Source organism: Streptomyces sp. NPDC088785 (genome assembly GCF_044750685.1).
GTDB lineage: Bacteria > Actinomycetota > Actinomycetes > Streptomycetales > Streptomycetaceae > Streptomyces.
On record NZ_JBIVKH010000025.1, the window covers coordinates 3,170 to 25,390 of the forward strand.

General features: G+C 68.5%; 27 protein-coding genes. 11 read left to right on the forward strand and 16 right to left on the reverse strand.

Going from position 1 to position 22,221, the window contains the following annotated elements:
• Window positions 1-164 precede the first annotated feature (164 nt).
• The 13 genes from ACIP5K_RS35230 to ACIP5K_RS35290 form a co-directional block, all read right to left on the reverse strand.
• Window positions 165-476: a hypothetical protein gene (locus ACIP5K_RS35230; protein ID WP_401416473.1), complete on the reverse strand. Its 312-nt coding sequence runs from the start codon at window positions 474-476 to the stop codon at window positions 165-167.
• Window positions 473-670, reverse strand: coding sequence for a DUF1778 domain-containing protein (locus ACIP5K_RS35235; protein WP_401416475.1), 198 nt, complete (start codon window positions 668-670; stop codon window positions 473-475). Before ACIP5K_RS35235 ends, ACIP5K_RS35230 begins: the two co-directional genes overlap by 4 nt.
• 65 nt (window positions 671-735) lie before the next feature.
• Window positions 736-978, reverse strand: a complete 243-nt coding sequence (locus tag ACIP5K_RS35240; protein ID WP_401416477.1) for a hypothetical protein — start codon at window positions 976-978, stop codon at window positions 736-738.
• Between the two features lie 160 nt (window positions 979-1,138).
• Window positions 1,139-1,942 carry a hypothetical protein gene (locus ACIP5K_RS35245; protein WP_401416479.1) on the reverse strand — a complete coding sequence of 268 codons (804 nt, stop codon included), beginning with the start codon at window positions 1,940-1,942 and terminating at the stop codon, window positions 1,139-1,141.
• A 52-nt stretch (window positions 1,943-1,994) separates the two neighbouring features.
• Complete coding sequence (locus ACIP5K_RS35250) at window positions 1,995-2,315, reverse strand: hypothetical protein (protein WP_401416481.1); 321 nt, start codon at window positions 2,313-2,315, stop codon at window positions 1,995-1,997.
• A gap of 41 nt (window positions 2,316-2,356) precedes the next feature.
• Window positions 2,357-2,605: a hypothetical protein gene (locus tag ACIP5K_RS35255; protein WP_401416483.1), complete on the reverse strand. Its 249-nt coding sequence runs from the start codon at window positions 2,603-2,605 to the stop codon at window positions 2,357-2,359.
• 119 nt (window positions 2,606-2,724) lie between these two features.
• Window positions 2,725-3,453 carry a hypothetical protein gene (locus tag ACIP5K_RS35260; RefSeq protein ID WP_401416485.1) on the reverse strand — a complete coding sequence of 243 codons (729 nt, stop codon included), beginning with the start codon at window positions 3,451-3,453 and terminating at the stop codon, window positions 2,725-2,727.
• Window positions 3,450-5,021 carry an acyltransferase gene (locus tag ACIP5K_RS35265; protein WP_401416487.1) on the reverse strand — a complete coding sequence of 524 codons (1,572 nt, stop codon included), beginning with the start codon at window positions 5,019-5,021 and terminating at the stop codon, window positions 3,450-3,452. Before ACIP5K_RS35265 ends, ACIP5K_RS35260 begins: the two co-directional genes overlap by 4 nt.
• 190 nt (window positions 5,022-5,211) lie before the next feature.
• A complete protein-coding gene (locus ACIP5K_RS35270; protein WP_401416490.1) occupies window positions 5,212-6,231 on the reverse strand; it encodes a ParB/RepB/Spo0J family partition protein in 1,020 nt (339 codons plus the stop codon).
• A gap of 125 nt (window positions 6,232-6,356) precedes the next feature.
• Window positions 6,357-6,998, reverse strand: coding sequence for an AAA family ATPase (locus tag ACIP5K_RS35275; RefSeq protein ID WP_401416493.1), 642 nt, complete (start codon window positions 6,996-6,998; stop codon window positions 6,357-6,359).
• Window positions 6,999-7,371: 373 nt separating this feature from the next.
• Complete coding sequence (locus ACIP5K_RS35280; protein WP_401416495.1) at window positions 7,372-7,557, reverse strand: hypothetical protein; 186 nt, start codon at window positions 7,555-7,557, stop codon at window positions 7,372-7,374.
• Window positions 7,554-8,006 carry an ATP-binding protein gene (locus tag ACIP5K_RS35285; RefSeq protein WP_401416498.1) on the reverse strand — a complete coding sequence of 151 codons (453 nt, stop codon included), beginning with the start codon at window positions 8,004-8,006 and terminating at the stop codon, window positions 7,554-7,556. Before ACIP5K_RS35285 ends, ACIP5K_RS35280 begins: the two co-directional genes overlap by 4 nt.
• Window positions 8,003-8,284 (reverse strand): hypothetical protein, encoded by a 282-nt coding sequence (locus ACIP5K_RS35290; protein ID WP_401416501.1) that lies wholly within the window; start codon window positions 8,282-8,284, stop codon window positions 8,003-8,005. Before ACIP5K_RS35290 ends, ACIP5K_RS35285 begins: the two co-directional genes overlap by 4 nt.
• Window positions 8,285-8,444: 160 nt before the next feature.
• Here ACIP5K_RS35290 and ACIP5K_RS35295 point away from each other — a divergent pair, with 160 nt between their 5' ends.
• On the forward strand, window positions 8,445-9,707 hold the full coding sequence (locus ACIP5K_RS35295; protein ID WP_401416503.1) for a helix-turn-helix domain-containing protein: 1,263 nt from the start codon (window positions 8,445-8,447) through the stop codon (window positions 9,705-9,707).
• A gap of 628 nt (window positions 9,708-10,335) precedes the next feature.
• Here ACIP5K_RS35295 and ACIP5K_RS35300 read toward each other — a convergent pair.
• From ACIP5K_RS35300 to ACIP5K_RS35310, 3 genes are all read right to left on the reverse strand, one after another.
• Complete coding sequence (locus tag ACIP5K_RS35300; protein ID WP_401416505.1) at window positions 10,336-10,659, reverse strand: GntR family transcriptional regulator; 324 nt, start codon at window positions 10,657-10,659, stop codon at window positions 10,336-10,338.
• Between the two features lie 218 nt (window positions 10,660-10,877).
• Complete coding sequence (locus ACIP5K_RS35305) at window positions 10,878-12,134, reverse strand: XRE family transcriptional regulator (protein ID WP_401416507.1); 1,257 nt, start codon at window positions 12,132-12,134, stop codon at window positions 10,878-10,880.
• Between the two features lie 197 nt (window positions 12,135-12,331).
• Window positions 12,332-12,574, reverse strand: a complete 243-nt coding sequence (locus ACIP5K_RS35310) for a hypothetical protein (protein ID WP_401416509.1) — start codon at window positions 12,572-12,574, stop codon at window positions 12,332-12,334.
• Window positions 12,575-12,740: 166 nt separating this feature from the next.
• Between ACIP5K_RS35310 and ACIP5K_RS35315 the strand changes: the two genes are divergently transcribed.
• The 10 genes from ACIP5K_RS35315 to ACIP5K_RS35360 all read left to right on the forward strand — a co-directional run.
• The gene (locus tag ACIP5K_RS35315) at window positions 12,741-13,136 is read left to right on the forward strand and encodes a hypothetical protein (RefSeq protein WP_401416512.1); all 396 of its coding nucleotides are present in this window, start codon (window positions 12,741-12,743) and stop codon (window positions 13,134-13,136) included.
• Between the two features lie 525 nt (window positions 13,137-13,661).
• Window positions 13,662-13,961 carry a hypothetical protein gene (locus ACIP5K_RS35320; protein ID WP_401416515.1) on the forward strand — a complete coding sequence of 100 codons (300 nt, stop codon included), beginning with the start codon at window positions 13,662-13,664 and terminating at the stop codon, window positions 13,959-13,961.
• A gap of 134 nt (window positions 13,962-14,095) precedes the next feature.
• The gene (locus tag ACIP5K_RS35325) at window positions 14,096-14,542 is read left to right on the forward strand and encodes a hypothetical protein (RefSeq protein WP_401416517.1); all 447 of its coding nucleotides are present in this window, start codon (window positions 14,096-14,098) and stop codon (window positions 14,540-14,542) included.
• A gap of 181 nt (window positions 14,543-14,723) precedes the next feature.
• A complete protein-coding gene (locus ACIP5K_RS35330) occupies window positions 14,724-15,605 on the forward strand; it encodes a hypothetical protein (protein ID WP_401416519.1) in 882 nt (293 codons plus the stop codon).
• A 367-nt stretch (window positions 15,606-15,972) separates the two neighbouring features.
• On the forward strand, window positions 15,973-16,332 hold the full coding sequence (locus tag ACIP5K_RS35335) for a hypothetical protein (protein WP_401416521.1): 360 nt from the start codon (window positions 15,973-15,975) through the stop codon (window positions 16,330-16,332).
• A 187-nt stretch (window positions 16,333-16,519) separates the two neighbouring features.
• A complete protein-coding gene (locus ACIP5K_RS35340) occupies window positions 16,520-17,620 on the forward strand; it encodes a hypothetical protein (RefSeq protein WP_401416523.1) in 1,101 nt (366 codons plus the stop codon).
• Window positions 17,621-17,982: 362 nt separating this feature from the next.
• On the forward strand, window positions 17,983-19,596 hold the full coding sequence (locus ACIP5K_RS35345) for an FtsK/SpoIIIE domain-containing protein (protein WP_401416526.1): 1,614 nt from the start codon (window positions 17,983-17,985) through the stop codon (window positions 19,594-19,596).
• Between the two features lie 163 nt (window positions 19,597-19,759).
• Complete coding sequence (locus tag ACIP5K_RS35350) at window positions 19,760-20,770, forward strand: NlpC/P60 family protein (RefSeq protein ID WP_401416528.1); 1,011 nt, start codon at window positions 19,760-19,762, stop codon at window positions 20,768-20,770.
• Complete coding sequence (locus tag ACIP5K_RS35355) at window positions 20,770-21,066, forward strand: hypothetical protein (RefSeq protein ID WP_401416530.1); 297 nt, start codon at window positions 20,770-20,772, stop codon at window positions 21,064-21,066. The genes ACIP5K_RS35350 and ACIP5K_RS35355 overlap by 1 nt, the downstream gene beginning before the upstream one ends.
• The coding region (locus ACIP5K_RS35360; protein ID WP_401416533.1) for a hypothetical protein at window positions 21,066-22,221 on the forward strand (1,156 nt) is incomplete at its 3' end. The genes ACIP5K_RS35355 and ACIP5K_RS35360, both read left to right, overlap by 1 nt.

Consider the following 22,221-nt stretch of genomic DNA (forward strand, 5'->3'; position numbering starts at 1 on the left):
CGTCTCTGCTCCGCTCTGCGTCGTCCGGGCGACGGCCCGGTGCTCGACGCCGGTGGACGCCCGCCGCGCGCTGTACTGCGCCTGGAGGACGCGCTGCACGGCGCACGAGAGCCCCTGTGCGGCCGCGTGCGGGCCGTACAGGGGCTCTCGGCGCCGGGGGCCGGTCAGAGGTCGAGGACGGCGCGCAGGGCGGCGTCCACGCGGGTCATGACCGCGGGGTCGACGGTGCCCCGCAGCGTCGCGTCGGTGAACCGGGTCGCGGTGGCGAGTTGCTGGATGTTGACGGCGACGGCGGTGCAGGGGACCGGGTCGGTGAGCTCGACCGACATGGCGGTGTCCGGGTAGCGGCCGGGCGGGTGCAACACGATCGCGAGGACGGCGCCGTACGCCTCGTCGAGGCCGGTGAGGGTGACCACCAGGACGTCGCGGCCGTCGGCCAGGGTCCAGACCTCGCCGCGCCTGATCTCTCGTGTCACAGGCTGTCGCCCTCGCCCGCCAGGTCCTGGCCGAGGCCGAGGGCGGCGAGCTGGTGGCCGGCGTCGAGGGTCGCGGCCCGGCGGGCGGCCCTGACCACGTAGGCGTTCACGCTGAGACCTGCCGCGCGCGCGGCTTGCCTGATCGCGGGGGCGATCTCGTCGGGCACGCGGAGCGTCATCGGGGTAATCGACATGACACCAGAGTAGACACCGGATCGCGGTGTCACCCTGTGATGGCGGAGATTGCTGCTGCCGGGCCCTATTCCTGGTACATCTCCCCGGTGAGGATGTCTGCCGCCATTCGCGCGATGAGGTCACGGCGCGTTTCCTCACCGGTCGTCGGTGCCGGGTACGCGGCGGGCAGGCCCCGCTCCACCGCGTCCACGACGTCGGTGATCTCGAAGGTGATTCCGGTGTCTACCGCGATGCGGGCCAGGGTCTCGACCGCCCGCTCCGTGCGAGCGATCAGGTCACGGGCCAGCGACTGAGCGTCAACATCCATGCGACCCAGCGTAGTTGGGTCCACCGGCACCCGGACTCTTTCCCAGAAAGGGGACGGCCGAGAACGGCCGGACCCTCCTCGGCCGGGCGGGGCTCAGACTCCGGGAGGCGCGTCGTCCTCGATGCGCCGGCCGCGGGCCGAGGACGTACGTCGGGCTCGATCAGCCGTGCTTTGACGGGCGGCCGGGGCGGCCGGGGCGGGTGTCGATGTGGCGGAGCACGGTCGCCAGGTGCCAGACCGGCTCGCGGCCCACGTAGTCGTCCGGGGCCGGTGCCTGCCCGCGCGCGACGTAGGAGCTCCAGGACTTCGGCTCGACCCCGGTGATCGCGGCGGCCCCGGCGGTCGGCACGCTGCTGATCCGCCGCTCCACCGTGGCGGCGGGGACCTGTGTCCAACGGGCGATGCCGGGCACGCCCATGCCGTGCCGGTACAGGTGGGCAAGGTAGCGCCAGAGGACGACGGCATAGCGGCGGCGGAGGTCGGTGAGGTGCGCCTCCTGGGCGTCCGCCGTGGCGATGAGCGCCAGCGTCTCAGCGTCGGCGGTTCCCTCCGCTGCGCGCTGACGGATGGCGGAGCGGAGCTGGTCGGTGGCCGCGATCAGGAGCTGCGGGGTCCCGATGCGGTCGATCTCGTCCTGAATCTGAGTCAGGTACCGCTGGCCCTGGACTCCGATCATGTGGAACCGCATGTCGCGCAGCGCCTTCTGCGCGTCGGGGTCATCAAGGTCGGCGGCGCCCTCGACCGCGGTCCGGCCGATGTCGTCGCCCGCCAGGTAGCAGCGCAGTGCGATCCCGTGGCGGACGATCGCCGGGTTGCCGCTGCCGGTCCAGCTGTCCCGGAGCCACACCACGGCGGTGCCCTCCTCGTAGCCGAACCCGGCGGCGCGTACCTCGATGCCGGACGGAGTCAGGAAGTCGGAGAGCTGGGGCGCGGAGAACGCGGAGAACAGGGTGGCCGTCTTCATGGCGCCACTATTGCAGTCGAGGACTGTAGTTTTCTAGTGCTCGGCGGCGAGTTCACCATCGGGCGCCCCCGTCTTCCAGGTCGGCCATGTTCGCTGGCTCCCACTCGTAGTCGTCCGGGATGTCGCAGGAGCACACCCCACCCTCGTGGACCAGGCGCTCGCAGTGGTCGACGTGGGGGCCCTCGGCACGGGGCCGCTGCGGTGTGCTCTGGGTCGGCACCACGGGCACGGCTTCGGGGCCGGAGGCTGCGGCCAGCTCGCGCCGGATCTCCGCGAAGGAGCGGCCCTCCCATCCCGCGCACGTCGGGCAGCCGCGCCCGCCGGGGCCGGTGCCCGGGCAGTCGTACATGTGCAGCTCGGGGTCGATGTCCATCAGCTCTCCAGATGACGCGGGGGACGGCCCGGCACACAACGTCAGTGCGGCGGGTTCGTCCTGATCTGCTGTGAGGTGTGCTGCTCGTCCTGAGCGTCGGGGGCGGTGCCGGTACCGAGGGCGCGGCGGGGCGCGGGGGCGGCGGCGGGCTGGTGTCCGATGACGCCGCGGGCTCGCATGGCGGTGATGTCCGGCAGGTGCAGGGTGGGCAGGGGGATCATGAGGTCCGCCTGCGGGCCCTGGATGCGTGAGGCCGGGCCGGGGCCGAGGGTGCGGCGGTGGTCTGTCACGGGGACATCGTACGGACGACGGGAAGGCCTCCTGGATCGCTGGGCGGCGGTGGCGGGCGCCGAGCCCCGCCGCCCGAGCACGACGTCGGCCGGCTCGGGCGCGGGGACGGCCGGGACGCTCACGCGCTGATGCCGATGGCGGAGACGTAGGCGTAGGCGGTGTAGTCGGAGTCCAGATCGCAGATGATGTCGTCCCACAGGGCGTCGAGCGCGTCGTCGTCCTGGTCGGCCCAGGCGTCGACGATGTCGCCCCACAGGTGGCGCACGCTCGCGGTGCGCTCGGTGACGTTGTCGCGCTGGCGGCCGTGGTGCACGCGGGACTGGTCGACGGGGTAGATCTCGACATGGCGACCGCGCCCCTCGTTGTCCAGGTGGCGCCTGAGCCAGCCGGACCGCACTAGGTTCGCGCGGCGGCGCATCCAGTACGCGGCATCGAGGCGGACCAGGTTGGCCTTCGACGGGCGGGACTTGCCCTTGAACCAGTCGCGCATCGCACGGTCGGAGACGCCCTGCGCGCGCAGCTCGGCGCGGCCGGCCGCGGAATTGAGGTAGCGCAGCCGCGCGCCCTGGCCGCGCTTGGAACCGATCGGGGAAGCGATACCGGACTGGTAGACAATGCGGTTCAGCTCCAGGACCAGAGCCTGACCGCCCTTCAGGCCGCGGGCGCCGTACTTCCCGAAGTCGCCCCAGTCGGCCCAGATACCGCCCGAGTCTCCGCCGCTGCCGCTGCTCGTGCTGCCGCCCGCGCCGCCCCCGCTCGTGCCGCCACTCGCGGGAGCAGGCGCGGACGCGGACGCAGCGCCGTCGTTTTCGTCGTCGTCGAAAAGGCTGGGCTGATCGCTGGTCACTCGCTACCCCCGAGCGTGTACGTCGTCTTGGCCTTGACCTGATTCAGTGCGCGGCCCTCGGGAAAGACAGGCTGCCAGTTGCCGGACACATGCAATTCGTCGGTGCCGGACATTTCCACGACAGTCAGCCCGGCGGTGTGCGCCTTGTAGGCTTTCAGCCACAGGTTCGTGAACGCCTTCGACCGGATAATGTGCATCCAGTCCGGGCGGCGAATATCCGTGTTGGCGCTGGACTCACCGATCGTCGACACGAACTTAGAATACATGGACTTCACGTACGTCAGGGCGATTTCATCGTTTTCCGCGATCGCGTTGCTGCGGGATTCAGCAAGGGCGCGGCGCAGCTTTTCGAGGAGGCTTTCCGTGGCGCCGGACAGCATGGCGCGGTGAATGACCGGAGCCTCGCACAGCCCCTGCTCGGCGCAGTAGAGCAGGGTTCGCAGCAGCGGGTCCGGCACCCATACGGGGCCCGGCTGTTGGCGGGCGCCCATGGGGCTGGGCAGGTCCTCATGCTCCCAATCGGCCGGGGTGATCAGGTAGACCCCGGACCGCTTCCGATCGAAGGCTCCACTTTCGTCCTCAACGAGTTTCCCGACCGGCAGCCAGCACTTAAAGGCCGAAAGATAGGCGGCGTTCATGTCCAGGCCGGTCACCTCGTACTGGGCGCCGCTTTTGATGGCTGCGGCAACCGTTTTACTGCGCCACTTCGGGCGGCCTTCCCAAATCGCGTCCGAGCCTTTCTGAGACTTCTTCTTGAGGATTTCGTCGGTCGGCGGGAATTTGCTGTGCGCGTAGCGGCCACCAACGCGCGAGCGCTCGAACAGGTCCATGACGTCCGGGATCGCGCGCTTGATCAGCGCGGCCTCGGCGACCTCGACGTCGCCCTGGTGGTCGTTCAGAACGTCCTGTACCCGCGCGGTGATCCGGTCGACGAGGTACGAGGAGGCATAGGCGCCCGAGCGATCCACGGCGGGTGCCGGCCGCCGCCGATCCGCTACGAGCGGGGCGGCCTCGGCAGGCGCCTCGGCGTCGGGGGCCGGAGCAGCGTCGGGAGCGGGCTCCGGCGCCTCCGGGGCGGCGGACTGCTCGACGGGCGCCTGCGGGGCGTCCACGGGCGCCAACTCGGCTTCCTGCGGACCGACTTCCGGCGCAGTGGCGGGCGGGGCGGCCTCGGCGCACTCCTCGCTCGTCAGGTGCTGCCACATGCCCTCGACCGCGTCCGTGGCGGGCTGCCCGCACAGCACGCACGGCCCGGACAGGGCCTCACTGCGCGGCACCGCGGCCGACGCCGTCGCCACGGCGAGCGCCGTCTGATCCGTGCCGGAGCTCCGGGCGTACGCCGTCGCCGCGTGCGTCGGCCCGGCCAGCAGATCGAGTACGCCGATCCCGTAGTGCGCCGCCAGGACGTCGACGTCCGCGAGGGTCCAGCGCTGCCTACCCGTCTGCTTCCGGCTGACCTGCGCCTGAGCCTGCCCTAGCGCCTGCGCCAGATCACCCTGTCGCTCCCCGGCACGGCTCATCAGAGCCGACACCGTGAGCCGCAGCAGTTCCTCAGTACCGAGTGTCATGCATGACAGTCTAGCACTTCTTATACGGATTCAGCATTTCACATGCGCTTTTGGCGCTCTCGTGTCGAGACCTCATCCGCCGCAGTACTGCGGCCTGTGGCGGATCCGGCATACGCAGCAGGGCCCGGCACACGGTTGTGTGCCGGGCCCTGCTGCGCGCGGCCGGCCTACCGGGTGGCCGCTGCGATGCCTATGCGACCGGTGCCGGGAAGGTGTCGGGCACCGTCCGGTTGTCGTGCTCGCTGGCAGTGGCGAGTCGGCGCACAGCCCGCGCAATCTCCTCGCGCAGGGGGTCCCCTGCGGCGGCCTCGGCGGCCTGGAGTTCGGCCATCGCCCTACCCCACCGCCTCCACGCCCCATTCAGCTCAGAGAGCATCAAGGACGCCTCGGCGAGCGGATCGTCTTCAGTCTCGGCTGCTGCCGACGATCCCGGCTCTCCTGACTGCTGATCTGCCAGAGGCCCGGAATTTTCCCCAGGAAATCGCTCGGTCGACCTGCCGTGCTCCGGACGCTGGGTGCGCGCCTTGCGGGCGACCTTGGTCTGCCTGCGGATCTTCTTAGCTGTCTCTGCGGCCTGCGCGTCATCCTGGAGGAGGTCAGCGAGCGCGGATCGCTGGGAGGGCAGATCCATCCCCTGAATGCCCTTCACGGATCCAAGACGGCGGGCAACGTTGATTGAGATGCCGTCTCCCTCCTTGCTGCCCTTCGCCCGTGCCCGTACCTCCTGTTGCAGCTCCGGGTGAAGTTTCAGCAGGTTCTTGCGGTGCGAGATCCACGATTCCGACCAGCCCTCAGCCTTCGCGGCCTCCTTGGCAGTGGCGTACTGCGACACGATGCCCATGACGGCTTTGGCCTCTTCGATGGGGTCGAAGTCCTGCCGCGCGGTGTTCTCGTCGTACGCAGCGCGCAGCACGGCTGCCCGAGACGCGGCGATTGTGTCGTCGACGAGCACCAGCAGATTCTCACGTCCGTACTCGCGGGCTGCGGTCAGTCGTCGGTTGCCGTTGATGATGACGATGCTGTCCGCGGCCGCCTCCAGGCGGTCGACGTCCTCGGGCCACAGCTTCAGGTAGGCGCTGGAGCTGATGCCACGGCAACTTTGGAGCTGGCGGTCTTTGATGCTGGCCAGGTCTGAGACGTCGCCCGGGTCGCGCGGGTTCTGAGGGTTCGCGAGACACCGTGTCAGGGGGAGCCAGGATGCGGTGCCCAACAGGAAGTCGTCAGCGCTTACCAGATCTCGGGACGGCGGAGCGGAGCTGGTCGCCGCGTAGCCTTCCAGGGACCCGCGACGTCCTGCGGAACGGCCACGGCTGGGGGTGCTGGACTGGTTTCCCACTACGCGGCCTCCTCGACCTCGTGCATTTCGTCGAACACAGGAAGGTAGTGGCCGAGCCTCCTAGGCACCGTGTCCACCGCGTCCTCGTACTCGGCGTGATCGGGCACCTCGTGCCCAAGCAGCGGCATGCCCAGGTCGAGCAGCTTTTCGCGCATGATCTTGTTGTGGGGGTTCTCGCCCTGGTCTCGGGAGGTCTTCACCCTGGTCAAGATCACATGCGGGGTTACGTCGCTGAGCCGTCCCGCTTGCCCGATCGCGTCAACAGCAGTGTCAAAGGTGCCCTTGACCTTCTTCACCTCTGCCTTCTTCGGGGCCACGACTACGGCGAAGTGGTCGCAGACTCGGACTGTGGACGTCCAGACGCCTGCGGATTCCCCCCCGCAGTCCACCACCACGACGTCATAGTCGAGCCAGCGGACAGCCAGGATCTTGTCGAGCTCGTTCGAGGGGCAGATTTCCAGGTCGAACGGCATCTCGGCGGTCCTTCGGGCCTCCTCGTACCAGTCGAAGGCCGAGGAACTGATGGGATCTGCATCGAGGACCAGGACCCGCTTGTTCTTCCTCGCCCAGTACAGGGCGAGGTACATAGCGAACGTGGTCTTCCCGACGCCTCCTTTGAGACCGCCTACCGCGTAGATCACGCGTTGGGTCTGGGGCCGGGTCTGAGTCGTGGACAACGCCCGTCCTTTCGTAGGGTGTTCGGGTGCGGCCCGGTCGAACTCACCTCGACCGGGCCGCGTCTGTGGTCTGTGGCGTGGGAAAGCCTTCCACACCGGCTCACGACGCAGCACCAATCTTGACTCAGCATCAGATGGCGCACATCGCCCTGAGCTGCGAAGACTACTCAAATTTTCCGTGGAAAATTACCGGAAGGCCGAAGAACTGACCCCGATTTTCCACGGAAAATCACCCTTCTTCGCGCACCGTGGTACGCCTCGGCCCGCCCGGGATCTGAGCCGCCGGGCGGGCCGTATCAGGCCGTAGGCCCGCGCCGGGGGACGCGGACCTACGGATCTAGCGGTCGAGATCGTCGCGTTGAGCGAGGGGGCGGGTCACGATGAGTGTGTCCGGGTCGGCTGCCTCCCACGGCTCGCGGCCGGGAGCACGCAGCCACGGGACGCCCTTGACGACGTCCGTGACGATGGCGTCGGTGTTGCCCTCCCGTACCTCGTCCCCGACTCTCGGCCGTCGTCTGGTCATTGCGGATCCGCTTTTGCGTCGAGCACGGCCCACACGCGCTTGCCCCAAGGGCTCGGCGCGGTGCCGAGAACGTCGTAGCCCCAGTCTTGCGCGAGGTCGTCGATCAGGTGGAGTCCTCGGCCGGATTCGTCGCCGGGAGCCGGGGCCGGGGTCACCGGTTGAGGCGTAGCGCGCGGGGAGCGGTCGACGACGGCGAGGAGCACGCGGTCGTCGGCGGGCCGGCTGATGATGACGCGGATGGAGCCGCCGCGTGCGTGCTGAACCGCGTTGGCGATGAGCTCGCCCATGACGGTCACGGCGTCGTCAGTTACGGTGTCGCGCCCCCAGGTGGCCAAGCAGACGCGGACCAGGCGACGGGCCTCCGCTGCCGTGCGCGGCTCGCGGGGGAGCGTCTGGTTGTAGCCGGGGTGCCCGGTGCTGCGGGGGTGAACTGCGCTCACAGCAGTCATCGCCACCCCTCGGCCCGCAGAGTCACACCGCGCGGTGCGATGAGCAGCGTCCGGTGTGGGGCCGCGCGCTGTGAAGCACGGCGGCTCTCATAGGCGATCACGTAGGGCCGGACCAACACCTCGTCCTCGGCGTCCGTCGCCGACGTGGCAGTCGGCTGGAGCGGTGCGGCCGGCACTTCGCTCGACAGCGCAGGGGCCGGTGATCCGGGGGTGTCGAGCGGGGCGGTCAGGAGCAGCCGCAGTACCCGGCTCAGGTCGGGAGGGTTAGCGTGGTCCATGTCTTCAACTCCTTGTAGTTGAGGGCCATACCCCGGGACCGGTCGCACGGTCGCCGGGGCCTTTTGTGAGGTCTTCCATCACAACGAGAGTGGTAGCCAAAGGAAGGAGCCCCCCGGGGGGCCAGGGAGGGGCCACACTGGATAGGGAAGGGGGCCCCTGATGAGCAGCAGTGAACGGCGACGCCAGTTCGGCCTGTACCTAGCAAGTCTGCGGAGCGCGGCCCGGCAGTCGCAGCGCCAGCTCGCTAGCTGCCTGTGCGCGGTGTCCGGTACGCATTCAGTGACCCGCTCCGAGGTCTCGCGGTGGGAACGTGGCGGCCGGATCCCGGAGGTATGGCTGCCCTGGCTCGCGCAGTTGCTCCGGGTCCCCGTCGCGGAGATGAACCAGGCCGCGGCTTACGCGCGAGGAGAGCAGTGGGCCCAGCTCCCCAGCCCGGTCGCATCCCTGAGGGCATTGCTCCCCGGGGGCGACCTCGTCGAGCGCGGGGCCGCAGCCAAGGCAGGCCGCAGAATCGGCGCCGAGGACGTCTCGCGGCTGGCGACGAAAGTGCACGCACTGCGCCTAGCCGACGACGTCCTGGCCGGCGGGGACCTGATTGGCCCCGCCTTCCGGCAACTGCGCTCCGCGCTCGACGTCTACCGCGATGGCGTATTCACCGAGGCAACCGGCCGCGATCTGCTCGTGCAGATTGCGGAGTTGGGCCAGATCACCGGGTGGGTGGCCTCCGACGCGGGGCGCCTGGACGATGCCGAACGCGCCTATCGGATCGGGCTCGACGCCGCGCGACAGGCTGGGGATGCCCCGATGACCGCGCACCTGGCAGGGTCACTTGCCTATCAGTGGTCGAACAACGGCCGTGAAGTGGATGGTGTTGGTCTCGCAGAAGCTGCCCTTCGGGAATCCGGCGACCAAGTGCCGGCCGCGGCACGAGCGCTGTTCTGCGATCGCGTCGCCTGGGCTTACGCACGCCTGGACGGCGCCGAGAGCGCGCAGGCCGCGCAGCGGGCCTTGGGCGAGGCACACAGCGCACTCGACCACGGCGACGGTCCGCCAGCTCCGGCCTGGGCCTACTGGGTCTCCCATGAGGAACTGGCCATCATGGACGCGCGGGTCTTCACCGAGTTGCGTCGACCGTTGCGTGCCGTACCGCTGCTGAATGATGTTCTTGGCCGGTACGACAGCACCCATGCACGTGAGGCAGCGCTGTATCGCTCCTGGCTCGCCGTCGCATTGGCCGACGCACGCGAGCCCGAACAGGCAGCTGCCGAAGCCCGCGCCATCATCGCCCTCGCCGGAGACTTGACGTCCGCGCGCACCGCAGAACGCACGCGAGTCGTGCTGCGCAGGCTCATGGAGTACGACTCCGTCCCCGAGGTGGGAGCCGTCCTCAGAGACTACGGATACCTGCTGCACACCAGCTGAACAGGGCGACGGCTCAGACGCGTTGTAAGCGCCGTTCTTCACCCCGAGCCGGGGGGAAGGCGTTCTCGACGCCCAAGGCCCCCTGGAGGCCCGTGAGGGCCTTTCTCGGGTGCCTCACGTCTCCCTTCCGCTTCCCCTGTCAAGCTGCTGCCCGCTCGGACCCTCGCTCGCGCACGCCCGCGCACGCATCCTGTGGTTGCTGTTCATACATCAGGTAGGAGGCCCAACCCCTACGGACATCAGCACCAGGTATCCCAGGGGCTCGGCTTGCCGAGACCGGCGCGAGCAACGCGAGCGTGTCTATGGGGGTCTGGGGGGAGACGATCCCGGAGGGACGACGAGCGAAGCGAGGAGCAGTCCCCCCAGAGGAGGAGGGAGCGCGAAGCGCTCTCGATCGTTTCTATGGCTCATTTCTATGTGGGTCCGTCGTCACTTTATGTAGATCAACTATGTGTGTTTTGTCCGTCAGATCTGACGGAGCCCCCCCGTCACATCTGACGGAGGGGCTCCCTGTCAGATGTGACGGAGACCCCCCCGTCATATCTGACAGGGAGGGGGAAAGGTCGCTTGCCCAGCAGAACGGCCCCCGTCACATCTGACGGGGGCCGTTCTGCTGGGCAAGCGAAGGTCAATCGCGCGGTTCGTCCCATTTAGTCACGTATAGGTTGGTCAACTGGCGTTTGTCGGCCCCTTTGCGAGGAGTGACCTCGATGCATTTGGCCGCGATCAGGCGCCGGAGCGTCCGTTCCACCGTCGAGCGGCTGACCCCGAAGTCGGCCGCGATCGTCCCAATCGCAGGAAACGTCTTGTCGAATCCGCCGTACCGGCCTCGCAGCCAGTCGTACAGCCATACGTCCTTGAATGCCCGCTTCACGACCCACGTAGGCGTCATGGAGTAGCCGCCCGGACCCTCGTGGTGCAGTTCACCCTCGGAGGGCAAGTTGTCCGGCATAGGTGAAATCACCTTTCCGCCCCGGACCCCCTTCTATGCGCAAACGAGCAGCGCCCGGTATGGTGGTCCGAAGCTGATAGCGAGCGAGACGGCCCCCCGGCGACCAACCAGTAGGGGCCGTTTTCGCGTTTCTAGATCTTGTTTGCCTGATCGTACCCCTCGCGTCACTCCAAGTGACTCTGCTTCAGGGCCCTGTCGCGGCGCGGAAAACCTCTGCTCTACCCGCCTCCCTGCTGACTCTCGGGGGTGCTCAGGTTCCGGAGGTGTGCCCGAAACTCGCGGGCCTCGGCTACCTCGGGGTAGTGCGTTTTCAGGACGTGCCCGAGGTCAGCGGCGACCATGGTCAGGCTCGGTAGCGATTGGCGGGCGCCTTCGATCGCGCGCTCTCCATACGAGAGCGCCGAGTCGAGGTCCCCGCCCCGTGCCGCGGCGACGGCGAGCGTGATCCGGGCCTCGGCGATCCGCATAGGGGCGCGCTCGGTCCCGTCGAAATCGGTGCTGGCCCGGATCACCTCCGATGCCAGCTGCTCGGCGATCTGGTCCTCGCCGACCTTGCGCAGGCAGTCCATCCGGTAGAAGTCGAACTTGCCCGGGTCTACCACGAAGTGGTCTTCGATCTGCTCCGGATACGGGAGCGCTTCGAGTACGGAGCGACCCCTGTCGAGCGCCAGTTCTGTTTGGTGACGATCCCCCAGCCGCGCCCAGGCTTTCGCCTGCTGGGCGTAGAGCTGCGCGGCGACGGATTCGTGGGGAGCGCGCTCGATGCCCTCGGCGGCGGCCTGGATCACGCCTCGGTAGTCGCCGCGCGTGAGCGCGAACCATGAACGCATCTCATAGCCCCAGCCGACGACGCCGAGGTGGCCGGCCTCTTCTCCCAGGGAGAGAGCGGCGCGTCGGGTGGCCTCGGCCTGGCGGGGGTCGCCCGAGTCGTATTCGACGCAGCCGACCAGCAGCGCGAGCCTGCCTGCGAGCGCGTACGCGTCCCGCATCTGCGCGAGGCTGATCCGCTTGTCGAGCATCGCGACGACGCGGCCCATCCACGCGCGCCCCTCGGTGAGGAGCTGGGCGGTGGGGGCGTGTGCGTACTCGCAGCACAGCCGGTCGACGGTGATCCGCAGCGCGTCGAGCGTGGCCTGGTCGACGTCCGAGGCCCTCATCCGGGCCACGATTTCCACCGTGTCCAGGGACCCCGCCACTTCGAGCTGGGGGCGCGGTGTGCGGCTGCTCGGGGGGAAGAACGCGTTCGTCGTGGTGCCGAAGACGGCCGCGATGTCGCGCGCGTACTTCTCGGGGTACTTCCGGCCTGCCTCCCATCGCTTCCACTGCGTCAGCATGGATTCTTCGCTGGGCGCGTCCGGGTCATACGGAAGACGAGCCATCAGGGCCTGCACGGCGTGCGCCTGCGACCAGCCGCGGGCCAGTCGTTCGTCACGCATCCGCCGTGCCCAATCGGGACGGTCGGTCACCTTGATCACCTCCGGAATGTGGGCCTGAGTGTCGCAGCGGCGGCGGCCCGTGAGAGGTGACAAGTAGGGGTGACCTTGAAAGGTCCCCCTGACTGGTCACTGCCCCGATGATCCGTGCGTTGCCACTGTGACTGCTCCAAGACGCCTCAGGAGCAGGGGATTTGAGTGACTGTCACGCCAGGCCGCAGTGCAGGAAAAAGGATCCGTCAGCGCGATTTCCGCACTTCCAACCCGGCCTCTTCGAGCCAGGTGTACAGAGTCTTCGACGAGATGCCGGCCAGCTCCCGGATGCGGCTTCGGGCGGCGCCTTCGCGCGCCGCCTTGATGACCTTCTCGCGCAGAGGCGCGTACAGCGCTTCGGCCTCGGCCAGCAGCGCCGTGCGGCGCGTACTGATCTCGGCAACTTCGCGCAACGCAGCGGCGCGCGCTTCTTCCGGTAGCTCGACCATGAGTCGACCGTACCAGGAACACGCCCACGGGTCGCCTACTTGTTTCCTGGAAACAGATATGTCACTGTGGAACCACTCCGGAAACGGGGCGGCCCCAACCGGGTGGTGGAACACCCGGCCAGGGCCTCAGAGCACCTACCTGCTTCAACCAGGGAGGCGATCCTTCATGGATCCTATCGACTCGACGACCGCGGTCGTCACGAGGTACAACCCCGCCGCCGCTGCCCTCGGCCGCGCCGACATCGCGGCCCGCGCCGCCGAATCGGCGCACGCTCTCGTGGAGCAGTACGCCGAGGCGCGCCAGACGCCGTCTGACGGCGACACCGTGTACGGGCCCGGCGTCTACGCCTGGCGCTTCACCGCCACGTTCCCCACGAGCAGCGCCGCCCTGGGCGGCCCCTGGCCCAAGACGGGCGCCATCGTCGGCGGCGGGGACTTCGTGCTGAGCGAACCGACGCCTAGCCGCGTGCTGCGCGACCAGCTGCTCGGCGGACTCGCCGGACCGGCTGACCGGCAGACCACGGTCACCCAGTTCGTCATCAGCCCCTCCGCCTCCTTCTGATCCCCCGGCCGGGTCCTCGGACCCGGCTCCCCCACCCGGAACCGCCCCTCGGAGCGGCGCCGGATGAGGGAGCCGAAGCGGCCCCGTGATCCACGCCATCCGCCCGGACAAAGGCAGCGCGTAACGGCGGCCCCTGGAAAGTGCGCGGCTGTTCCTTCTCAACTCCACAGCGAGCTACCGGACTTCACGACGAGCCAGCGCCCCCGGAGTAGCCCCCGACAGACAGGGGGTCACGGGCAGGGTGCCGCCAGGCGAAGCGTGACCCGGACAGGCAACAGCGACACGCCGTAGGCCCTGCCGCGCGAGCAGCACAGCACCTTCTCGCCCGTCCCACGCGGACGGCAAGCGATCCATGCGCGCGGTGAGACAAGGGCAAAGATCGCGGACCCCGCAGGTATCGACCGGTTCGAATCCGGTCCGGGGTACGCAGCGCCGTCCGCACGGACGGGCCGCACACCGAGGGCCCCGGGGATCGCACCCCCGGGGCCCCTGTCGCAGGTCACCCTCACAGACAGGACGACCCACATGCCCAATATCGCATCCCTGACTGGCTCCCTGAGCCTGCCTGCCGACGTCGCCGACGCGGTCGGTCCGCGCTTCCCCGGCGCGATCTACCAGAACGTCGACGGCCGGTTCGAAGTGCTCGCGCTCATCACCGCCCCGTCCGACGCGGCCGAGCTGCTGCGCCGCGACAGCGCACGGTGGGCGCTCGTCGTGCGCGACACCCTGCGCCCCGACGCCATCCCCTTCGCGGTCGGCAGCGTGTGGACGACGTCGGACTTCCTGATCCGTCCCGCCACGACCGCGTACGAAGCGGCGGCCTGACGGTCTGCCACGGTCCCCCTCCCGCGTAAGCGGTGGGAGGCGGGCCGTGGCTGACCGTCCGGCCGGCCGCACGACGACGGCCCCGGAAGGTGAGAGCTCCGGGGCCGTCCAGTCAAGGACCGTAGGAGGCCCCCTTGACCACCACGATCATGGCACGCCCCGCGCTGCGCGCGGCACAGCCCGAGTACGCCTGCCAGTCCTGCGGGGAATGGCACGCCGGGCCCTGCCCGGACGCCGCGGTGACGCAGATGAACGACCTGATCCGGCGCATGGTGCGCGAGGCCGACACCCGCGTCCCCACCGAGCGCAGGGCGCGCCGCACGCTCCAGGAGATGGCGCCCGACTACCAGCGGCAGCCGGTCCTCACCCTGCACCGGCCGACGATGGCCGACGACGCCTGCGTGCTGTGCGAACGCTGGAACTGCAATCCGACCACCTGCTGCCTGCCGCCCGGCGCGGCGGCGCAGACCGCGCCGCCGCGGTCGGGCGGCGGCTGGCAGTGCGAGGTCTGCGGCGGCGTCTTCGGCGCCGCGCCGGTCACCGAATGGACGTGCGGAGCCTGCATCGCCGTCGGGCGGTGAGCCCGCTCATACACGCGGCCCGGGCAGCGCACCAAAGCGCTGCCCGGGCCGCCGCCGTCATCGGCGCAGTCCACCCCCGCACCCGCGTGCTGCTCACGGCCGCCGCACTGGCGGCCGCCGCCGCGTGGGAGGCCGGGCACCGCGTCGCTGACCTCCACATCCCCACTGAGAGGAGCACCCAATGACCCTGCTCTGCCCGCTCCGCACGCCCCTGGACGCCTCGGGCCTGTCGCTCAAGTCGACGTCCAGGCAGCCCAGTTCCTCGCCCCGTATCGCCGGTCCCTCGACACGACAGGAAGACACCGTGCCCCCCGACAGCTCACACTCGAAGACGTTCACCAGCGACGAAATGGCGGACATCTTCGACCGCATCGCCCCCTACCTCCCGGCTCACCTGGAGACGCTGGGGGCGAATCCCAGCGGCTGCCTGACCTACACCTTCAAGCCGTTCACGGGCACCTCGAAGATGCCGAAGTTGCCTCAGGAGTTCCGCGACGACCCGCGCCTGGAGTACGTACGGGAGTCCGAGGACGCGGCGGAGTACAGGCTGCGCGAGTGCGCCGAATTCATCCTGTACGAGGTGTACGAGAAGGCGTGCGGGCTCTGGACGGACGCCGCATACGTCGCTGCCCTCCGCGCGGTGATCAAGGATGCTCCGCAGCGATGGGCCGCGTACGAGAGGGAGTCAAGGGCACTGGAGGCGGCCTACAGCCACCTGCGCACCCCGCAGGCCGCCGCGGAATGGCTGGCCGCGATCTCCCGACTCGTCGACGCGCAGGTGCGACTGAGCGCCGCCGCCGAGGCCTTCGACGACCGCGCCAGCGAGATCGCGGATGTGCACGACAAGCACTCTGGCTCCGACCTCGGACGCGATGAGGCCCTGACGCGCGCCGGTCACCCCGAGGCGCACAGCTGGTGCATCGCGGACGCCGAGGACTACCGAGGCACGTACTGGGGCTCGCCGCAGTACGCCCCGCTGGTGGTGCAGACGCAGGCGCTGATCGAGGCCCAGGACGCCCACGTGTCCAAGGTCGGCCGACTGGCCGGCACGAGCGCTCACTGACCTGGAGGAGGCCGCCATGCGCTTCGTCAACCTGTGCGGGATGTTCAGCCCGCTCATCGTGCTCCTGGTCGTACTGCTCGCCCGATAGGAGAACTCGTGCTCACGGAGAACTCAGACGTCCACTGCTGACGGGTTCGAACGTTCATGGTCGCCGCCGACTCGCACGACAGGGAGACGGCGGCGGGCATGGCCGCTCGAACGGGTGGCTCCTCATGACGACGGCCCCGGGAGCAGACCCCGGGGCCGTCCACCAGACCTGACTGGAGGCCTGATGAGTACCAGCATGACAGGCGTAGCCGAGGCCGCCGAAGAAGACGCCCCGGCCCTTGACGTCCCCTCTGCCCAGACGTTCGGGACCGTCTACAGGATGAATTTTCAGTTCGACCGGCTCGGCGCGGTGCTCGTCGCGTACAGCCGGGACGCGCAGACGGGGGAGGTCACCCGCTCCTGGCTCCGCTTCGACCAGGCCGGGACCGCCTACCTCCGCCAGCGCTTGGAGCAGCCCGCCGAGACGGCGGAGCGCTGCCAGTGCTCGCGGGCCTTGGACCCGACCCCGTGCGAGGGCCCGCAGGACGCCGTACTCATCCTGTCCGCCACCAACACCGGCGCCTACGGGTGCGAGACGCACGGTGCGTTGCGTATGGCCGCGATCGAGGGCAGTCGGGCGGTCTCGCACAGCGTCGCCGGGGCCGCGATCCGCGTACATCAGGCTGCGGGGCGCTCGTGAAGTTCTGGGATCCGGCCGGCGGGCGGTTCGGCGTCCCCACCTACCCGTCGAAGTTGGCGCCCGAGGGGCGCGCCGTGCGTCGCCAGTTCCCGGCCGAGGGACTTCGGCCGGCCGGACGGGAAGCCGCCGCGCGCTACCGCGCCGAAGACCCCGGTCGCCCTCGCGGCCTGAAAGGAGCAGTGCCAGCATGATGAAAACGATGAAGAAGACGGGGCTCCTCGGTGCTCTGTCCCCCCGGGCGATGGTGCTCGGGGTGCTCGGCGCGATCACGCTCGGCGTTGCGCTGCTGTCGGTGTCCGTCAGCTACTCGATCCTCATTCCGCACTTTGGGGGATGGGCCGCGCCGACCGTCGCCGCGCTCGACGCGCTGTGGGTCGTGCTCCAGGCGACGGTGATCATCTCCGGCACCAACCGGCCGCGCGCGGCGCGCGTCGAGTGGGCGGGGCTGTTCCTGACCGTCGTGATCGCAGCCATCCCGACCGCCGACCTGATCCAGAGCGGCCCCCAGCGCCTGGACCTCGCGGTCGTGCTGACCCCGGTGGCGATCGTCGCCACGAAGTTGGTGTGGTGGCTGGTGATGCCCTCCCTCGGGCGTCAGGTCTCGCCCGAGGCGCGCCGGACCATCGCGGATCGCCGTCAGACCGTGGCCGACACCATCGAGGTGATGGAGGCCAAGGCGGCCGACGAGGAAGCGTTCCTCATCGTCGCCGCGCGGCTCGCCAAGAGGCGTGCCAGCGCGGAGACCACCTACCGCACGGCTGTCCTGGAGGCCCAGAAGGACATGGTGGCCGCCCTGCACGAGCAGGCGGAGGAGACCGGCAAGGAGATCGAGGCGAAGCCGCTTCCCGCGTCGGTCGCCGCGATCGAACTTCCGACCCTGGAGGGCTGGGAGCCGTCGGCGCCCGCCCTGCCCGTCACCACCTCCGGCACGGCAGGCACGCAGGTCAACGCCCTGGAGGGTGGCCAGAACGGCACGTCTCGCGGCACGGCCGTCACGCTCGGGGAGGTGGCGTTCCTCGCAGGTGTGCCGGTCCCGCAGCCGGGTGTATCCCTGAGCGACGGTCAGCTCGATGTGCTGCTCCGCTTCCAGCGACACAGCGAGCACCCGCCCAGCTCCTACCGCAAGAGCCGCGACGTGCTGAAGGACGCCGGATTCAAGGCTGCCGAAGACCGGGTGCGCGCCTCGTGGAAGCGGGTGACGGACAAGGAATCAGCCATGGACGGCGAGAACGAGCAGGCCCCCGAGGAGGACGAGGCCGCCGACGACGAGTCGCACCGAACCGGCTGATCTCCACAACAAGCCGATTTGGAGCAGTAGTTCACGCCGTCCGTCAGAAACCGGTGGCGGGCGGCGGGTGTGGCTGACGACTCCTGGCGGGACTGGAGTGTCAGCACCCCGTGACACCATCGTCACTCTCCGAGTTGATCCGGCACCACCGATGCAGCCCAGCCGATGCACGCCTCGGCTGGGCTGTGTCGCGACTGCCGGACCGCAGTCGACGTCAGCGCTGAACCGGCGAGCCCGGCGAGCAGCCCGTACTCCGGGCGGCAGACCCGCGAGCAGACCCGGCGAAGCCTGACAGCACGTCACAACGCATCTGCCAGAGCCTCGCTCCGGCAGTCCTTTGATCCCGAAACCGGGGGGAGCGAATGGGAAGAGGAAGAGGACAGCACCACACCGGAGACAGCTACGAACATGCGGCCGGCGCCATCGGCGTGATCGCGATGGTGCTCGGTGGACTGGTCGCCATCAAGGTCAAGACGGGCCTGCCCTGGTGGTCGGTCATCCTCCTGACCGTCGGGGTGCTCATCACCCTCGGCTGGGCGGCCTGGTGGGCGAAGACAAAGGCGGCCCAGCTCTGGGCCCGAGAACCCGCCAAGGCGACCTCTACCGCTCTCGCGCAGGAAGCGGCGGCGGACGAGGGCCCGGCCCGTGACGAGGAGCTGACACGGGCGCTCGTCGCGTCGGGCGCCATCGGCAAGGACCAGGTCGTCCGCGCCGACGAGTCCGTGAGCACGCCCCTGCCGGGTGGCCTCGGCGTGCGCCGCGAGTTCAAGGTCCCTCCGGGCCGCACGTACAAGCACGTCGCGGCCAAGGCCGGAGAGGTCGCCGGAGCGCTCGGCGTCACCCGGATGCGGACGCAGGTCGAGCGCGGGGAGCTGAGCGAGCGCGACGTCGATATGACGGTGCTCTCCCAGCCGCCGTTCACCGATTCGTTCGCTGTACCTACCCGGGAAATGATCCTGGCGCACGAGGGAATTCCTTTTGCCCACAGCATGACCGGTGAACTCGTCGGAATCGACGACTTCACCAAGGGTGCCCTGTTCGTCGCCGGTATGACGCAGACCGGAAAATCGACCCTCACTATCGCGCTCATCACCTGCGCGTACATCGCATACGGTCCGGAACTCGATGTGTATCTCATCGAAGGAAAGCCCGGAGCGCTCGTGCGATTCGAAAAGGTGGCGGTGCGCTACGAGGCATCGAGCGAAAAGAGCGTTTTCGACTCGATGGTCCGGCAGCTTCTCCAGGAGCAGGTGAAGCGATACGAACTCGACAACGATGCAATGCGCAACCGCAAGCCGAAGCCGCGACACCGGCAGGTGCTTTTCATCGCGGACGAGGTAGCTGACTACTACGTCCACGACGGAAGCACCGAATCGAAGAAGGAGAGGACCGCACTGGTAGCGAATTCTTCGGAACTTGTGCGCAAGGGCCTGGAATGCGGAATTACCGTTGTGATGATGACGCAGCGCCCTTCTGACCGAGCTGTTCCCGTCGAAGTTCGCGACCAGTTCAAAAAGCGCATCTGCCTGTACGTCTCCGGAAAGGGAGGCGCAGAAGTCGCTCTAGGGTCGGACTACTTCAAAACTGAGTCACCGATCCACCCCGCACTGATGGACGCAAGTATCCAGGGTCAGGGCGTCTACTTCGACGGCATCACCTCGAAACTCATCCGCGGTATCCGCTTCCCGGACGATTTCATCTGGAGCGTCGTTGACGACGTGAAAGCGCGTCGTGATCAGCGTGTAGAGGCGACCGCGGATACTCCGCTGAAACGGGCTATCGCGCTCATGCAGGAGCGCGAAGTCACGTTCATCAAGAGTTCCGACCTAGCCGCAGAATTCGGGATCGAGGGCGCCGACGCAGGGGATATCGGCAAGAAGCTGAAAGCCCTGCTCAAGGTAGCCCCTACACCCACGGGTCAGGGGCGGGGCTACAAGCTCGACGCCCTGAAACAGGCCGCTTTGGCAGCCCGGTGACCCGTCATCGGGCCCGTCATGGGACCCGTAAGGCACCCGTCATGGCCCCGCGGCCGGCACCGGCCATGACGGACCCATGACGGACCCATGACGGACCCCAAACGGGTCCCCATGACGGACCTGACCAGCGCAAACATCGAAAATCGCAGGAAGGGGGAAATTCGTGCGATCTGGCACCGCAGCGGCCGCGATCGGGGCCGGGGCGACCATGGCCGTCATCGCGGCCGCGTTCATCCAGGCTGCCAGCGACAGCCCGGTCCTCAATGCCGCACTCTCGATAAGCGTTCCGGCCGAATACCAGGACCTGGTGGAAGAGGCCGGGCACATGTGCCCGGAAGTCACACCAAATCTGCTCGCCGCCCTCCTCACCCAGGAATCCGGTTTCAACCCGAAAGCGAAATCACCGGTCGGAGCCGTCGGCATCGCACAGTTCATGCCGTCGACATGGGAAAGCAGCGGAATCGACGGGAACGGCGACGGGAAGCGTGACCCGCTCGATCCCGAGGACGCCATCCCGTCCGCAGCGAAGTACCTGTGCAATATCGCCCAGGACGTGAAAGACGTTCCCGGAAACAAGCAGGACAACATGCTCGCCGCCTACAACGCAGGTACCGGAGCGGTACGCAAGTACAACGGCGTCCCGCCGTACAAGGAAACACAGAACTACGTACGCTCGATTTCCTCTCTCGCCGGAAAGGCGAACAAGGGAGGAAAACGAGGTGCGCCCGTCACCGCACAACAGGGGGTCGACGCCGCAAAAGCAGCGCAAACCATGGTCGGAAAGCCCTACTCGTGGGGCGGCGGAAACGGATCCGGGCCGAGTACGGGACATTGCTGTTCGCCCCGGGGAGTTTCCGGAGCGGAAACCAGCGGATTCGACTGCTCCGGCCTGACCCTCTACGCCTACGAACAGGTCGGCGTGACCCTCCCGAGAACCGCCGCAGCACAATACGCGGCATCCGAGCCGGTAAAGCCCGGACAGATGCGTATCGGCGATCTCGTGTTCTACGGATCGAGCGCATCGAGAATTCATCACGTCGGCATCTACATCGGCGGCGGATACATGATCGATGCGCCGAGGCCCGGCAAAAACGTGGGATTCCATCCCCTCGATTCCATGCGCGATCTCTTCGGCGCAGCCCGTCCAATTCACAGCAACACACAGGAGATCTAATGTCCAAGCTTGCTTTCGCTAAGTCCGTCATCCTGGCGAAGCCCATCGACCTGTCGAAAGGCTTCTCGGACTTCTTCAGCTCGATCGATGTGACCGGAAGCGGACTGGTCAGGCTGGCGGTCCCGGCGGTGCTCGTCGTCGTGGCCGGCCGTATGGCACTTCAGTGCCTGGGCGAGAACCCGAAGACTGCTATGCGGAAGGGCGCGGTCGCTGTGGGCACGCTCATGGTGGCCGTGCTCCTCGCCGTATTCGGCGGCGACATCTTCGGCACCCTGCCGACTGGGGGCACCCAGTAGTGGCCACCATGAAAGGTGACCCGTGCGACGCCCTGAAAGGGACGCCCGGGTACGACTACTGCACCCGGGGCGACGGGGGCAGCGTCCCCGACGCCCCGGGCGGCGGGGGCAGCGGTGTCGGAGGCGACGTCACCGAGGGCGCCTCCCAGCAGGTGAAGGACACGGCGGAATGGCTGATCGACAAGATTCAGTCACTCCTTGCGCCCGGTAAGACCTGGGCCCCGAAGAAGGCCACAGACGACGTTTTCGTGCCGTTCCTGTGGCTCGGCCAGCATCTGGCCATCGCCATCTTCACCTGCGTTGTGGTCGTGTGCGCCCTGTCTGCATGGCAGGGCGCACCGCGCCTGAAGCAGATGGGCCAGAGCACCGGATGGACCATGATTGCGGTCCTCGGCATGACGACCGTGCCCGGCGCGGTCTACCTGCTGAACGTCGCGGTGAACAGGGCGATCCGTGACGGACTGGGCGGCGGTGATTCCACACTGTTCGGGGTCATCGAGCACGACCTCGACAAGGCCGCCGACGTCGACAACCCGCTCGCTCTCATGGGCGTGACCGCGGTGTTGTGCGTCGCGCTGGGCTGTGCGGCCCTGGTCTACCTGTGCCGCCAGCCCGGCATTCTCGTCTTCGTCTGCATCGCGCCCGTCGTGCTGTCCTCGATGGCACGCGGCGGGGACCTGGAGGCCGTACAGAAGTGGTCGCAGCGCCTGATGGGCCTGATGTTCGCTCCGCTCATCCTGATCCTCACGAGCCCGTTCGTCGTGGCGTTCAAGGGCTCGCTCGTGATGGATTCAGTCCTCCTGATCGCCGCTGACCTCCTGATGATCCGGATCATCTTCCACGGCATCCCGTACGTCGGACCCCGGATGGCCCGGGCAGCACGCTCGATGGTCGAGAGCCGCACCGACAACCGCTACATCCGCGGGATGGCCCGAGCGGCAGCGCCCGACTTCCACGAGCAGGAGAACAGCCCGCGCGGGCCGCGCCTAGTGGCGACTCCGGGCCGCGCCGTGGCCCAGGACGCCGACACCCTCATGGGCGCATTCGGAGTCCGTACGCGGCCGAGGCCGGGACGGCTCACCACCGCATCGGCCATCAACCAGATCACGCACGACCAAGAGCGCACGCAGCAGCTCGCCGCCGCGCGCCGACAAG

What these genes read in the sequence shown, in the direction of transcription:
- ACIP5K_RS35290 (WP_401416501.1), bottom strand. Translation starts at nt 8,284, where the DNA reads ATGGACCACGCTAACCCTCCCGACCTGAGCCGGGTACTGCGGCTGCTC.
- ACIP5K_RS35330 (WP_401416519.1), top strand. Translation starts at nt 14,724, where the DNA reads ATGACCCTGCTCTGCCCGCTCCGCACGCCCCTGGACGCCTCGGGCCTG.
- ACIP5K_RS35315 (WP_401416512.1), top strand. Translation starts at nt 12,741, where the DNA reads ATGGATCCTATCGACTCGACGACCGCGGTCGTCACGAGGTACAACCCC.
- ACIP5K_RS35295 (WP_401416503.1), top strand. Translation starts at nt 8,445, where the DNA reads ATGAGCAGCAGTGAACGGCGACGCCAGTTCGGCCTGTACCTAGCAAGT.
- ACIP5K_RS35250 (WP_401416481.1), bottom strand. Translation starts at nt 2,315, where the DNA reads ATGGACATCGACCCCGAGCTGCACATGTACGACTGCCCGGGCACCGGC.
- ACIP5K_RS35335 (WP_401416521.1), top strand. Translation starts at nt 15,973, where the DNA reads ATGAATTTTCAGTTCGACCGGCTCGGCGCGGTGCTCGTCGCGTACAGC.
- ACIP5K_RS35300 (WP_401416505.1), bottom strand. Translation starts at nt 10,659, where the DNA reads ATGCCGGACAACTTGCCCTCCGAGGGTGAACTGCACCACGAGGGTCCG.
- ACIP5K_RS35240 (WP_401416477.1), bottom strand. Translation starts at nt 978, where the DNA reads ATGGATGTTGACGCTCAGTCGCTGGCCCGTGACCTGATCGCTCGCACG.
- ACIP5K_RS35280 (WP_401416495.1), bottom strand. Translation starts at nt 7,557, where the DNA reads ATGACCAGACGACGGCCGAGAGTCGGGGACGAGGTACGGGAGGGCAAC.
- ACIP5K_RS35345 (WP_401416526.1), top strand. Translation starts at nt 17,983, where the DNA reads ATGGGAAGAGGAAGAGGACAGCACCACACCGGAGACAGCTACGAACAT.
- ACIP5K_RS35355 (WP_401416530.1), top strand. Translation starts at nt 20,770, where the DNA reads ATGTCCAAGCTTGCTTTCGCTAAGTCCGTCATCCTGGCGAAGCCCATC.
- ACIP5K_RS35320 (WP_401416515.1), top strand. Translation starts at nt 13,662, where the DNA reads ATGCCCAATATCGCATCCCTGACTGGCTCCCTGAGCCTGCCTGCCGAC.
- ACIP5K_RS35265 (WP_401416487.1), bottom strand. Translation starts at nt 5,021, where the DNA reads ATGACACTCGGTACTGAGGAACTGCTGCGGCTCACGGTGTCGGCTCTG.
- ACIP5K_RS35340 (WP_401416523.1), top strand. Translation starts at nt 16,520, where the DNA reads ATGATGAAAACGATGAAGAAGACGGGGCTCCTCGGTGCTCTGTCCCCC.
- ACIP5K_RS35310 (WP_401416509.1), bottom strand. Translation starts at nt 12,574, where the DNA reads ATGGTCGAGCTACCGGAAGAAGCGCGCGCCGCTGCGTTGCGCGAAGTT.
- ACIP5K_RS35285 (WP_401416498.1), bottom strand. Translation starts at nt 8,006, where the DNA reads ATGACTGCTGTGAGCGCAGTTCACCCCCGCAGCACCGGGCACCCCGGC.
- ACIP5K_RS35245 (WP_401416479.1), bottom strand. Translation starts at nt 1,942, where the DNA reads ATGAAGACGGCCACCCTGTTCTCCGCGTTCTCCGCGCCCCAGCTCTCC.
- ACIP5K_RS35235 (WP_401416475.1), bottom strand. Translation starts at nt 670, where the DNA reads ATGTCGATTACCCCGATGACGCTCCGCGTGCCCGACGAGATCGCCCCC.